We start from the raw sequence: 12,043 nt of genomic DNA, 5'->3' as shown, positions 1-12,043 counted from the left end.
CGCCCGGTTACATTCCGAACCCGGAAGCTAAGCCTTACAGCGCCGATGGTACTGCAGGGGGGACCCTGTGGGAGAGTAGGACGCCGCCGAACAATCTTTGGAAGGACCCCTGGTCACCAGCGTTCAGCTGGGACCAGGGGTCCTTTTTGTTTTTGCACTACGCGCTGGGCACCCGGCCGCGCGAGAATGACTTGCGGTACCGAAGACAGGAGTCACCATGTCCACCAACTCTCCCGACGACCGACCGGAGCGCGACCAGCAGCGACGGGAGGGGGACCGGAGCGACCGCGGCGGTCAGCGCGGGGACCGTGGGGACCGTGGCGGCTTCCGCCGAAACGACCGGAGCGACCGCGGTGAGCGGAGCGACCGCGGCGAACGTGGTGGCTTCCGGCGGGACGACAACCGTGGTGGCGGATACGGCCGGCGTGACGACCGTGACCGAGGGCCGCGCAGGGACGACCGGGATCGTGGTGACCGTGGTGGGTTCCGGCGGGACGACCGCGGTGACCGCCCCTCCTTCCGGCGTGATGACCGCGGAGAGCGTCGGGACGACCGGGACCGTGGCGGATTCCGCCGCGACGACAACCGCGGTGGTGGCTACGGCCGCCGTGACGACAGCCGGCGGGATGACCGACGGGGCGATGACCGCGGGCAGCGCGGTGGTTTCCGGCGGGACGACCGTCGGGACGACAGGCGCGATGACCGCCGTGACGACAGGCGCGAAACCGACCGCGGAGGGTTCCCCCGGCGTGACGACCGGGCCACCGAGCGCCGCGACAACCGGGACCGTAACTTCCGTGGCGACGACCGGGATCGCGGGTCTCGTGGCGACGACCGCGACCGCGGTTTCCGGCGGGACGACCGGGACCGTGGCTTCCGTGGGGACGACCGTGACCGCGACCGCGGTTTCCGGCGTGACGACCGGGATCGCGGCCCTCGAGGCGATGATCGGGACCGTGGCTTCCGGCGGGACGACCGCGGTGGTTTCCGCGGCCGTGACGAGCGCCGTGACGACCGTCGCGGGGACGACCGCGGGGAGCGTGGCGGTTTCCGGCGCGACGACGCCCCTCGGGGCGGGCGGGGCGGCTTCCGTCGGGACGACGGACCTCGAAGCGAGCGTGGCGACCTCCGTCGGGACGACAGCCGCGACACCCGTGGCGACCGCGGCGGTTTCCGTGGACGGGACGACCGCGGGCGTGACGATCGTGGGCGTGGCCCGCGGCGCGACGATCGTGGTGGGCGGCCCGGGGGCTTCCGGGGCCGTGACGACCGGCGCGACGACCGTCGTGACGACCGGCGCGGTGGCGGCCGGTTCCGTGAGGAGCGGGAGCGCGACCGGGAGCCGATCAAGCGGCTGCCGATCCCCGAGGACGTCACGGGCGAAGAGATCGACAAGGACGTACGGCAGGAGCTCCAGAGCCTGCCGAAGACGCTCGCGGAAGATGTCGCGAAGAACCTCGTGATGGTCGCGCGGCTCCTCGACGAGGACCCCGAGGGTGCGTACGGCTACTCCAGGGTGGCGTTGCGGCTGGCGTCGCGGGTCGCCGCCGTGCGGGAGGCCGCCGGGTTCGCCGCGTATGCCACCCAGAAGTACGGCGAGGCGCTGGCCGAGTTCCGGGCCGCCAAGCGGATGACCGGGAACATCGACCTGTGGCCCGTCATGGCCGACTGCGAGCGCGGGCTCGGGCGGCCGGAGAAGGCGCTGGACATGGCCGGGGCAGCCGAGGTGCACAAGCTCGACAAGGCCGGGCAGGTCGAGATGCGACTCGTCGCGGCCGGTGCGCGGCGGGACATGGGGCAGCTGGACGCGGCCATCGTGACGCTGCAGAGCCCGGAGCTGGCCTCCAACTCCGTGCAGCCGTGGACGGCGCGGCTGCGGTACGCCTACGCCGACGCACTGCTGGCGGCCGGGCGGGAGCCCGAGGCGCGGGAGTGGTTCGCGAAGGCCGTGGAGGCCGACCGGGACGGCAGCACGGACGCCTCGGACCGGCTCGCCGAGCTGGACGGGGTGGAGTTCATGGACGCCCTGACCGAGGACGAGGGCGAAGGCGAAGGCGAGGACGAGGCCGTCGGCGAGGGTGAGAACGGCGACGTCGCCGAGGAGAAGAAGGACTGACCTCGTGCAGAAGGGGCGGATTCCGTTCGGGATCCGCCCCTTTCGCCTTTCGTGGGTCGGACGTCAGAGGTCCAGCGCGCGCAACACCAGGCCCGAGGCCGGCTTCGGGCCGAACGACGTCGACTTGCGCGGCATGGTGACGCCCTGCCGGGCCAGGTCCCGGACGACCTCCTCGCGTACCGGGTGCATCAGGACGGCCGTACCGCCGCCGCGTTCCGCCTTCGCGACCGTGGCGGCCGTGTCGTGGATGTAGGTGATGTGTGCGGGGGAATCCTCGGGGATGCGCCAGACGTGGTCGAGGAGCGTGGCGTGCAGGACCGTCGCGTCGAGGGTGCGCCAGGCGGTGGGGCGGTCGGCGGGGATCGTGCGGGCCAGGAGGTCCGGGTCGGGGCGGTCGACGAGGTGGTAGGCGCCGTCGCCGGCCAGGAGGAAGGCGTTGCCCGCACAGGCCGCGTCCGCCAGTGCCTCCAGGGCCTCGGGGAGCGGGACTTCGAGGCGGCGTACGCGGAAATGGCCGTCCAGGGCGGCCACGGCCTCGACGACCGGCAGGTCGTGCAGGAGCCGGTGGATGGCGCGGACGCGGAGGGGGTAACGGGCCGTGTCGACGAGGAGGACCAGGCCGTGGTCCCACGGGCTGGGGGGCGGGTGCTCCGTGCGGAGGCGGCGGTAGGTCGCCCAGCGGTGGTGGCCGTCGGCGATGAGGGCCTGGTGACGGGCCAGGTCGTTCTGGATCGTCGTCAGGTCGGCGGGGGCGGTGACCGACCACAGGCGGTGGCTGAAGCCGTCCTCCGTGGTGGTCGCGAGGAGCGGTGGCTGCTCGGCGGTCCGCTCGATCAGGTCAGCCGTGGCGGCCGTCGAGTCGTCGCCGCGGTAGGTCAGCAGAAGAGGTTCGAGGTTCGCGGAGGTGGCCCGCATCAGGGCCGCGCGGTCGGCGACGATGTGCGGCATGACGTCCTCGTGCGGCAGCACCACCCGCTCGTCCGGGTCCGACACGCGCAGGGCACCGATGACGCCGCGTTGCAGCATGCCGTTGCCGTCCCGCTGCTCGTAGACGTAGAGGCAGGGTTCCGGATCCGCGGTCAGGACGCCCTCGGACAGCCAGCGGCGCAGGGTCTGCGCGGCCTGGTCGTTGCGGGCGCCGGGAGTGTCGGCCTGGGGGAGGATCAGACGGACGATGTTGTACGGATCGGCGGACTGGAGGTGATGCACTCCGTCGGGGCGGACCACGACGTCGTACGGCGGGGACGTCACTGCGGCCAGACTGCCGACCCGGTCGGGGTCGTAGCGAAGGCCTCGGAACGGGGTGAGTTCCAGGCCTCGGCGCTTCGTTGCTTCCGAGTGACCTGCTGTGTTCATCCCGGCATCGTACGGGTGTCAGTGGCATGGGGGATGATCGGGGGAAAAGCCGTCGAACGAGGAGCGATGCGGGATGAGCCGGAGCGTCAGGACGAGGCCCGAGGGCAGTGGGCGCGCCCTCAGCGAGGCGTACGACACGGCGCTGCTCGACCTGGACGGTGTGGTGTACGCGGGCGGGAGCGCGATCGCGCACGCCGTCGAGTCGCTGGCCACGGCCCGGTCGGGCGGGATGCGCCTGGCGTACGTCACCAACAACGCGCTGCGGACGCCGGACACGGTGGCCGGGCATCTGACCGAACTCGGCATACCGACGGGCGCGGACGATGTCATCACCTCGGCGCAGGCGGTCGCCCGGTTGATCAGCGAGCAGGTGCCGCAGGGCGCCCGCGTGCTGGTGATCGGCGGTGAGGGGCTGCGAGTGGCGCTGCGCGAGCGCGGGCTCGTGCCGGTGGAGTCGGCGGACGATGATCCGGCGGCCGTGGTGCAGGGGTACGGCGGTCCCGAGCTGCCGTGGGGCCGTTTCGCGGAGGCCAGTTACGCGGTCGCGCGCGGTGTGCCCTGGTTCGCCTCGAACACCGACCTGACGATTCCGAGCGGGCGCGGGATCGCCCCGGGCAATGGCGCGGCGGTGGAGGTCGTGCGGATCGCCACGGGTGCCGAGCCGCAGGTCGCGGGCAAGCCGCTGCCGCCGATGCACCGGGAGACCATCCTGCGGACGGGGGCCGAGCGGCCGCTGGTGGTGGGGGACCGGCTGGACACGGACATCGAGGGCGCGTTCAACGGGGAGGTCGACTCGCTGCTCGTCCTGACCGGGGTGACGGACGGCGCGCAGCTGCTGGCGGCGCCGCCGCAGCACCGGCCGACGTATGTGGACGCCGATCTGCGCGGGATGCTCAGCGGCCAGCCGGAAGTCGTGGAGGCGGGGGACGGCGGGTTCCGCTGCGGTGGCTGGACGGCGACGGCCGGTACGGACCGGCTGGAGCTCGACGGGGACGGCGAGGCGATGGACGGGCTGCGCGCGTTGTGCGCCGCGGCGTGGACGGCCGCCGGTGAGGGGGTGTGCGAGCTGGACGGGGAGAAGTCGCTGGCGAAGCTGGGCCTTTGAGTGCCCATCGGGTCCGCGGTTCAGAGCGCCGGCCGGGTTCCCGCCTCCGGTCCGGGTTGGATCCGCGGTGCGCGGGCACGCTCCGGTCGGGTGTCCGTGGCGGCGGCCGGGCTTCGGATCGAGATCGGATGGCAGGGTAGGCTAACCTAACCTGCGTGTTGGTCGACAGTCCCCCCGAACAGCGCGCGGAGACCGCCCCCGCGCCCCCGACCCGACGGGCGATACGGGCCTTCGGGCTCCTCCTGGCCGCCGTGATCCTGGTGCTCGTCGCGCTGGCGAGTATCGCGATCGGAGCGAAAGAGCTGTCCCTCGGGCAGGTCTGGCACGGCCTGTTCGAGGACTCGGGGACGTACGGCGACGTCGTCGTCGCGGAGCGGCTGTCGCGGACCGTGCTCGGACTGCTCGCCGGCGCCGCCCTCGGCCTGGCCGGAGCGGTTCTCCAGGCGCTCACGCGCAACCCGCTGGCCGATCCCGGGCTGCTCGGCATCAATGCGGGAGCGTCCGCCGCGGTCGTCACGGCCATCACGTACCTCGGGGTCACCTCGCTCAGCGGCTACGTCTGGTTCGCGTTCTTCGGCGCGGCCGCGGTCGGGGCGCTGGTGTGGTTCCTCGGCGGCAGCCGGGGTGCGACGCCGGTGCGGCTCGCGCTCGCCGGTACGGCGATCAGCGCCGCGCTCTACGGCTATCTCCAGGCCGTGATGATCATGGACGACGCGGCGCTCGGCAAGATGCGGTTCTGGACGGTCGGTTCGCTGTCCTCGGCGAGTGAGTCGACCATCCGGCAGGTCCTGCCGTTCCTGCTGGCCGGCGTGGTCCTGGCGCTGGCGTTGTCCCGGCCGCTGAACGCCATGGCCATGGGCGACGACACCGCCAAGGCGCTCGGCGCCAACCTGAACCGGACGCGGGCGCTGTCCATGCTGGCCGCGACGGTGCTGTGCGGGGCGGCGACCGCGGCCTGCGGGCCGATCGTGTTCGTCGGGCTGATGGTGCCGCACGTCGTGCGTTCCTTCACCGGGCCCGACCTGCGCTGGATCCTGCCGTACGCGGCGATCCTGTCGCCGGTGCTGCTGCTCGGCGCCGACGTCATCGGCCGGATCGTGGCCCGGCCCGCGGAACTGCAGGTGGGCATCGTCACCGCGATCCTCGGCGGACCGGTGTTCATCTATCTCGTACGACGGCGGAGGACGGCGCAGCTGTGAAGACCACCAACCGTGCCGTGCGGACCCCGGGCGGGCTCTCCGTGCGCCTGGACGTGCGGGCCTTGACCGTCGTGCTCCTGCTGCTGGTCGCGGCGCTCACGGCGAGTGTCGTGCTCATCGGCACCGGCGACTTCCCGATCCCGGCCGCCGACGTGCTGCGGACGCTGTTCGGCGAGGGCAACGCGGGCCAGGAGTTCATCGTCAACGAACTGCGGCTGCCGCGGGTCCTGGTCGGGCTGCTGGTCGGCGCCTCGCTCGGGCTCGGCGGCGCGCTGTTCCAGTCCATCTCCCGCAATCCGCTGGGCAGTCCGGACGTGCTGGGCCTCGGGCAGGGGGCGACGGCCGGCGCGCTCACCGTGATCGTGCTGTTCTCCGGAAGCGCGAACCAGGTCGCGGCCGGCGCACTGGTGGGCGGCCTGGTGACCGGCCTGGCCATCTACGTGCTCGCCTGGAAGCGGGGCGTGCACGGATACCGGCTGGTGCTGGTCGGCATCGGCGTCTCCGCGATCGTCACGGCGGTCAACGGCTATCTGCTCACCAAGTCCGACATCGTGGACGCGGCCCGCGCGGTCGTGTGGATGACCGGATCCCTCGACGGCCGTGACTGGGCCCAGGTCTGGCCGCTGCTGGGGCTGTGCGCCGTGCTCGTGCCGCTGGTCCTGTGCAACGCGCGCGGGCTGCGGATGATGGAGATGGGCGACGACGTGTCGTACGCCCTCGGGGTGCGGGTCGAGCGGGTACGGCTGCTGCTGATGGTGGCGGCCGTGCTGCTGACCGCGTCCGCGACCGCCGCCGCCGGTCCGGTCAGCTTCGTCGCGCTCACCGCGCCGCAGCTGGCCCGGCGCCTGACCCGGGCGCCCGGCCCGAACCTGCTGGCCTCCCTGTGCATGGGCGCCGCCCTGCTGGTCATCGCCGACTGGCTCTCGCAGCGGGCGTTCGGCGCCGAGCAGTTGCCCGTGGGCGTGGTCACCGGCGTGCTCGGCGGTGCCTACCTGCTGTGGCTGCTGGTCACCGAACGCAAGGCGGGCCGGATATGAGCAAGAACCGAAGGAGCACCGTGAACCGTCTGTCCGCCGAGAACGTCACCCTCGCCTACGACCAGCGGGTGATCGCCGAGCACCTGTCGGTGGAGATACCCGACAACTCCTTCACCGTGATCGTCGGCCCCAACGCGTGCGGCAAGTCGACGCTCCTGCGGGCGCTGTCGCGGATGCTCAAACCCAGCGACGGCCGGGTACTGCTCGACGGACAGGTCATCCAGTCGATGCCCGCGAAGAAGGTCGCGCGCACGCTCGGTCTGCTGCCCCAGTCGTCCATCGCGCCCGACGGCATCACCGTCGGTGACCTGGTGGGCCGCGGCCGCTACCCGCACCAGGGCATCCTGCGCCAGTGGTCGGCCGAGGACGAGCGGGTCGTCCAGGAGTCGATGCGGCAGACCGGCGTCGCCGAGCTGGCCGAGCGCTACGTCGACGAACTGTCGGGCGGTCAGCGCCAGCGCGTGTGGATCGCCATGGCGCTCGCCCAGCAGACGCCACTGCTGCTGCTCGACGAGCCGACGACGTTCCTGGACATCCAGCACCAGATCGACGTCCTGGACCTGTGCGCGGAGCTCCATGAGGAGCAGGGGCGCACGCTCGTCGCCGTGCTGCACGACCTGAACCACGCCGCCCGCTACGCCACGCACCTCATCGCCCTGCGCGAGGGCCGGATCATCGCCGAGGGCGCGCCGAAGGACATCGTCACGGCCGAGCTGGTCGATGAGGTCTTCGGGCTGCGCTGCCAGGTGATCGACGACCCGGAGACGGGCACGCCGCTGGTCGTGCCGGCGGCGCGGAAGGCGCGCGTCGGGGCGGCGGCCGGGGCGGGGACCGGGGCCGGGAAGGCGGTCGCTACAGAAGCTTCCTGAGCTGGAGCAGATCGCGCACGCCCGCGGACAGCTTCACCCGGCCCGAGCCCCAGGCCTTGGCGAAGCTCAGCTCGCCGTCGACCAGGGCGACCAGGTCATCACCGGTCATGGCCAGCCTGATCTCGGCCTTGTCGGGCGGCGGCCCCTGGACCGTGTCGCGCACGACGATCCGCCCGCCCTGCATACGGCCGACGAAGGTGACGTCCAGGTCCGTGATGTGGCAGCTCACCGAACGGTCCAGGGCCGCGGCGTCGCGGACGTCCCCTTCGGCGCGCTGCATGTTGTCGGAGAGCTTGTCGAGTGCGCTGCGGCACTCCTCGATCGTGGCCATCGCGGTCGACGGTACCGCAGCGGTTCGCGGTAGCGTCGGGGCATGGACGACGCAGTTCCCGAGACCCCGGCGGTGGCGCAGGACGAGCCCGCTCCCGATCGCGGGTACGACCCCGCTTCTCCCGCCCCGCTGAACGTGCCCCGCACCCCCACGGGCGACGCCGGCGTGGACGCGGCCCTGGACCGGCTCGGCGACGCGGACCACCTGGCCACGGACGGACATCTCGAGGTGTACGAGGATGTACACCGGGGGCTGCGCGACGCGCTCACCGCGCTCGACGCCCGCCCGGGACCCCCGGTTCCCCGTCACCCGACCACCGCCCCTCAACGAGACCCTTCGGGTCACCCCTCTTGATCGCAGCACGGACCTAGGAGCTGAACCGAACGTGGCAGGAGTCGCACGCCGCCGTCTCGACGCGGAGCTGGTCCGCCGGAAGCTCGCGCGCTCGCGTGAGCATGCCGGCCAGCTGATCGCCGCCGGGCGGGTCTCCGTCGGCAAGACCGTCGCGACCAAACCCGCCACGCAGGTGGAGACCGCGGCCGCGATCGTCGTCGCGGCCGACGCGAACGATCCCGACTACGTGTCGCGCGGCGGTCACAAGCTCGCCGGAGCGCTGACGGCGTTCCTGCCGCAGGGCCTGGTCGTCGAGGGGCGCAGGGCGCTCGACGCCGGCGCGTCCACCGGCGGCTTCACCGACGTCCTGCTGCGGGCGGGCGCCGCCCATGTCGTCGCCGTGGACGTCGGATACGGACAACTCGCCTGGTCTCTTCAGAACGATGAACGCGTCACCGTCAAGGACCGTACGAACGTTCGCGAATTGACACTTGAAGAGATCGATGGGGAGCCTGTGGATCTTGTCGTGGGGGATCTGTCCTTCATCCCGCTCGGGCTGGTCCTGCCAGCCCTGGTGCGGTGCGTGAAGCCGGACGCGGACCTGGTGATGATGGTCAAGCCGCAGTTCGAGGTGGGGAAGGAGCGGCTGGGCAGCGGAGGAGTCGTGCGCAGCCCCCAGCTGCGGGCCGAAGCGGTGACGGGGGTGGCCGAGAAGGCCTGGGGGCTGGGGCTCGGGGTGAAGGGCGTGACGGCCAGTCCGCTGCCCGGGCCGTCGGGGAATGTCGAATACTTTCTGTGGCTGCGGGCCGGGGCACCGGAACTGGACCCGGCCGATGTCGACCGTGCAGTGGCGGAGGGGCCGCGTTGACCGAGAACCGAGCTCGTACTGTTTTCCTGCTCGCCCACACGGGGCGGCCCGCCGCCGTGCGCAGTGCCGAGCTCGTCGTGAAGGGGCTGCTGCGCTCGGGCCTCGGCGTGCGCGTCCTGGAGGCCGAGGCGTGCGACCTGCCGCTGCCGGACGAGGTGGAGCTGGTCAAGGAGGCCACTCCGCAGTGCCTCGACGGGTGCGAGCTGCTCATCGTGCTGGGCGGTGACGGCACGCTGCTGCGCGGTGCGGAGTTCGCGCGGGCGTCGGGCGTGCCGATGCTCGGCGTCAACCTCGGCCGGGTCGGCTTCCTCGCGGAGGCCGAGCGGGACGACCTCGACAAGGTCGTCGACCGGGTGGTGAGCAAGGCGTACGAGGTCGAGGAGCGGATGACCGTCGACGTCGTGGTGCACCGCAACGGGGACATCGTGCACACGGACTGGGCGCTGAACGAGGCGGCCGTGCAGAAGGTGTCCGCCGAGCGGATGCTGGAGGTCGTCCTGGAGATCGACGGGCGGCCGGTGACGGGGTTCGGCTGTGACGGGATCGTGTGTGCGACGCCCACGGGGTCGACGGCGTACGCGTTCTCCGCGGGCGGTCCCGTGGTGTGGCCGGAGGTCGAGGCCTTGTTGATGGTGCCGATCAGCGCGCACGCGTTGTTCGCGAAGCCGTTGGTGACATCGCCGGATTCTGTGTTGGCTGTGGAGGTTCTGCCACACATTCCGCCGGGTGTGCTGTGGTGTGACGGGCGGCGGACGGTGGAGTTGCCGCCGGGGGCCCGGGTCGAGGTGCGGCGGGGGGCTGTGCCGGTGCGGCTGGCTCGGCTGCATCATGCTTCGTTCACGGATCGGCTGGTGGCGAAGTTCGCTCTGCCCGTTTCCGGGTGGCGGGGGGCTCCTCACTAGCCGTTTGTGGGGGGTGGTTTCCCGTCGCCGGCGGGTGCGGGTGGTTTGTGGTTGTCCGCACAGCTCCCCGCGCCCCTTCGGGCCGGTCCACCCGCGTGGGTGACAAGGGCAGGCCAGTCGCAATCCTCGGCTCGGACCTCGTAAGGTCGTGTCCGTGTTGGAGGAGATGCGGATACGGTCGCTCGGTGTGATCGACGACGCCGTGGTCGAGCTGTCGCCCGGGTTCACCGCGGTCACCGGTGAGACGGGGGCGGGCAAGACCATGGTGGTCACCAGCCTCGGGCTGCTGCTGGGCGGGCGCGCGGACCCGGCGCTCGTGCGGATCGGGGCCGGGAAGGCGGTCGTGGAGGGGCGGATCACCGTCCCCGACGACGCCACGGCCGCCGTACGCGCCGAGGAGGCCGGGGCCGAGCTCGACGACGGGGCGCTGCTGATCAGCCGTACCGTTTCCGCCGAGGGGCGCTCACGGGCGCACCTGGGCGGGCGCAGTGTGCCCGTGGGGGTGCTCGCCGAGCTCGCCGACGAACTGGTGGCCGTGCACGGGCAGACCGACCAGCAGGGGCTGCTCAAGCTGTCCCGGCAGCGGCAGGCGCTCGACCGGTACGCGGGCGACGCGGTCGCCGTGCCGCTGGCCAAGTACGGCGAGGCGTACAAGCGGCTGCGGGCCGTCTCCGCCGAGCTCGACGAGATCACCACACGCGCGCGGGAACGGGCCCAGGAGGCCGACATGCTGCGCTACGGGCTCGACGAGATCGCCGCGGTCGAGCCCCGGGCCGGTGAGGACGTGGAGCTGGCCGAGGAGGCCGAGCGGCTCGGGCACGCCGAGGCGCTGGCGTCCGCCGCCGCGGTCGCGCACGCCGCGCTCGCGGGCAACCCGGAGGACCCGGAAGGCGTCGACGCCGGGACGCTCGTCGCGGGCGCGCAGCGGGCCCTGGACGCCGTACGGTCGCACGACCCGGCGCTGGCCGCGCTCGCCGACCGCATCGGGGAGATCGGGATCCTGCTGCGCGACGCGGCCGGGGACCTGGCCGGGTACGCCGACGATCTGGACGCCGATCCGCTGCGGCTGGCGGCCGTCGAGGAGCGGCGGGCCGCGCTGACCGGGCTGACGCGGAAGTACGGCGAGGACATCGCCGCCGTGCTGGCCTGGGCGGAGCGGAGTGCCGCGCGGCTGACCGAACTCGACGGCGACGACGAGCGGATCGGGGAACTGACCGCGGAGCGGGACGCGCTGCGGGCCGAACTGGGCGGGCTCGCACAGGCGTTGACGGACGCGCGGACGGAGGCCGCCGATCGGTTCGCGGCTGCCGTGACCGCCGAGCTGGCCTCGCTGGCCATGCCGCACGCGCGGGTGTCCTTCGACATCCGGCAGACCGAGGACCCCGACGGCGTCGAGGTCGGCGGCCGTCCGGTCGCGTACGGGCCCGCGGGTGTCGACGAGGTCGAGCTGCTGCTGGCCCCGCACCCGGGCGCGCCGGCACGGCCGATTGCCAAGGGGGCGTCCGGCGGTGAGCTGTCCCGCGTGATGCTGGCCGTGGAGGTCGTGTTCGCGGGGACGGATCCCGTGCCGACGTACCTCTTCGACGAGGTCGACGCCGGTGTCGGCGGCAAGGCGGCGGTCGAGATCGGCCGGCGGCTCGCACGCCTGGCGAAGACCGCGCAGGTCGTCGTCGTGACCCATCTCCCGCAGGTCGCCGCCTTCGCGGACCGGCAGCTGCTGGTCGAGAAGACGAACGACGGGTCGGTCACCCGTTCCGGTGTGAAGGTGCTGGAAGGGGAGGAGCGGGTCCGGGAGCTGTCCCGGATGCTCGCCGGCCAGGAGGACTCGGAGACGGCCCGGGCGCACGCGGAGGAGCTGCTGGCGACGGCTCGGGCGGATCTGTAGCGAGGCAGCGGATCTGTACGGGAGGAGCGGACGCCCAGTTGA

At 72.6% G+C, this 12,043-nt stretch carries 11 protein-coding genes, 1 rRNA gene and 1 pseudogene; 11 read left to right on the top strand and 2 right to left on the bottom strand.

The features are described 5' to 3' along the window. The 3 genes and pseudogenes from rrf to AC07F0_RS39170 form a co-directional block, all read left to right on the top strand. A 5S ribosomal RNA gene (gene rrf / locus AC07F0_RS39180) occupies window positions 1-92 on the top strand; the annotation flags it as partial. A 125-nt stretch (window positions 93-217) separates the two neighbouring features. After that, window positions 218-961, top strand: a pseudogene (locus AC07F0_RS39175) (tetratricopeptide repeat protein); the annotation flags it as partial. A 393-nt stretch (window positions 962-1,354) separates the two neighbouring features. After that, window positions 1,355-2,116, top strand: a complete 762-nt coding sequence (locus AC07F0_RS39170) for a tetratricopeptide repeat protein (protein WP_478985032.1) — start codon at window positions 1,355-1,357, stop codon at window positions 2,114-2,116. 63 nt (window positions 2,117-2,179) lie between these two features. Here AC07F0_RS39170 and AC07F0_RS39165 read toward each other — a convergent pair whose 3' ends face one another. Beyond that, the gene (locus AC07F0_RS39165; RefSeq protein ID WP_478985026.1) at window positions 2,180-3,472 is read right to left on the bottom strand and encodes a DUF1015 domain-containing protein; all 1,293 of its coding nucleotides are present in this window, start codon (window positions 3,470-3,472) and stop codon (window positions 2,180-2,182) included. A gap of 73 nt (window positions 3,473-3,545) precedes the next feature. Between AC07F0_RS39165 and AC07F0_RS39160 the strand changes: the two genes are divergently transcribed. The 4 genes from AC07F0_RS39160 (at window position 3,546) to AC07F0_RS39145 (ending at window position 7,682) form a co-directional block, all read left to right on the top strand. Then, on the top strand, window positions 3,546-4,577 hold the full coding sequence (locus AC07F0_RS39160) for an HAD hydrolase-like protein (protein ID WP_478985024.1): 1,032 nt from the start codon (window positions 3,546-3,548) through the stop codon (window positions 4,575-4,577). A gap of 155 nt (window positions 4,578-4,732) precedes the next feature. Next, window positions 4,733-5,776 carry a FecCD family ABC transporter permease gene (locus AC07F0_RS39155; protein ID WP_478985023.1) on the top strand — a complete coding sequence of 348 codons (1,044 nt, stop codon included), beginning with the start codon at window positions 4,733-4,735 and terminating at the stop codon, window positions 5,774-5,776. Then, on the top strand, window positions 5,773-6,813 hold the full coding sequence (locus AC07F0_RS39150; protein ID WP_086564010.1) for a FecCD family ABC transporter permease: 1,041 nt from the start codon (window positions 5,773-5,775) through the stop codon (window positions 6,811-6,813). Before AC07F0_RS39155 ends, AC07F0_RS39150 begins: the two co-directional genes overlap by 4 nt. After that, window positions 6,810-7,682 (top strand): ABC transporter ATP-binding protein, encoded by an 873-nt coding sequence (locus AC07F0_RS39145; RefSeq protein ID WP_478985021.1) that lies wholly within the window; start codon window positions 6,810-6,812, stop codon window positions 7,680-7,682. Before AC07F0_RS39150 ends, AC07F0_RS39145 begins: the two co-directional genes overlap by 4 nt. Here the strand turns inward: AC07F0_RS39145 and AC07F0_RS39140 are convergent. Beyond that, complete coding sequence (locus AC07F0_RS39140) at window positions 7,666-8,013, bottom strand: SCP2 sterol-binding domain-containing protein (RefSeq protein WP_356926685.1); 348 nt, start codon at window positions 8,011-8,013, stop codon at window positions 7,666-7,668. The genes AC07F0_RS39145 and AC07F0_RS39140 overlap by 17 nt on opposite strands. Before the next feature lie 42 nt (window positions 8,014-8,055). Between AC07F0_RS39140 and AC07F0_RS39135 the strand changes: the two genes are divergently transcribed. The 4 genes from AC07F0_RS39135 to recN all read left to right on the top strand — a co-directional run bounded on the left by AC07F0_RS39135 (window position 8,056) and on the right by recN (window position 12,001). Beyond that, window positions 8,056-8,367 (top strand): hypothetical protein, encoded by a 312-nt coding sequence (locus tag AC07F0_RS39135; protein WP_478985020.1) that lies wholly within the window; start codon window positions 8,056-8,058, stop codon window positions 8,365-8,367. 31 nt (window positions 8,368-8,398) lie between these two features. Then, window positions 8,399-9,214 (top strand): TlyA family RNA methyltransferase, encoded by an 816-nt coding sequence (locus tag AC07F0_RS39130; protein ID WP_478985018.1) that lies wholly within the window; start codon window positions 8,399-8,401, stop codon window positions 9,212-9,214. Beyond that, window positions 9,211-10,116: an NAD kinase gene (locus AC07F0_RS39125; RefSeq protein ID WP_086562948.1), complete on the top strand. Its 906-nt coding sequence runs from the start codon at window positions 9,211-9,213 to the stop codon at window positions 10,114-10,116. Before AC07F0_RS39130 ends, AC07F0_RS39125 begins: the two co-directional genes overlap by 4 nt. A gap of 166 nt (window positions 10,117-10,282) precedes the next feature. Next, complete coding sequence (gene recN, locus AC07F0_RS39120; protein ID WP_478985030.1) at window positions 10,283-12,001, top strand: DNA repair protein RecN; 1,719 nt, start codon at window positions 10,283-10,285, stop codon at window positions 11,999-12,001. Window positions 12,002-12,043: the final 42 nt, after the last annotated feature.

This window comes from Streptomyces sp. NPDC045955, from assembly GCF_056430805.1.
This window is presented reverse-complemented; position numbering and strand designations above follow the sequence as displayed.

What these genes read in the sequence shown, in the direction of transcription:
- AC07F0_RS39165 (WP_478985026.1), bottom strand. Translation starts at nt 3,472, where the DNA reads ATGAACACAGCAGGTCACTCGGAAGCAACGAAGCGCCGAGGCCTGGAA.
- AC07F0_RS39140 (WP_356926685.1), bottom strand. Translation starts at nt 8,013, where the DNA reads ATGGCCACGATCGAGGAGTGCCGCAGCGCACTCGACAAGCTCTCCGAC.
- AC07F0_RS39160 (WP_478985024.1), top strand. Translation starts at nt 3,546, where the DNA reads ATGAGCCGGAGCGTCAGGACGAGGCCCGAGGGCAGTGGGCGCGCCCTC.
- AC07F0_RS39135 (WP_478985020.1), top strand. Translation starts at nt 8,056, where the DNA reads ATGGACGACGCAGTTCCCGAGACCCCGGCGGTGGCGCAGGACGAGCCC.
- recN (WP_478985030.1), top strand. Translation starts at nt 10,283, where the DNA reads ATGCGGATACGGTCGCTCGGTGTGATCGACGACGCCGTGGTCGAGCTG.
- AC07F0_RS39145 (WP_478985021.1), top strand. Translation starts at nt 6,810, where the DNA reads ATGAGCAAGAACCGAAGGAGCACCGTGAACCGTCTGTCCGCCGAGAAC.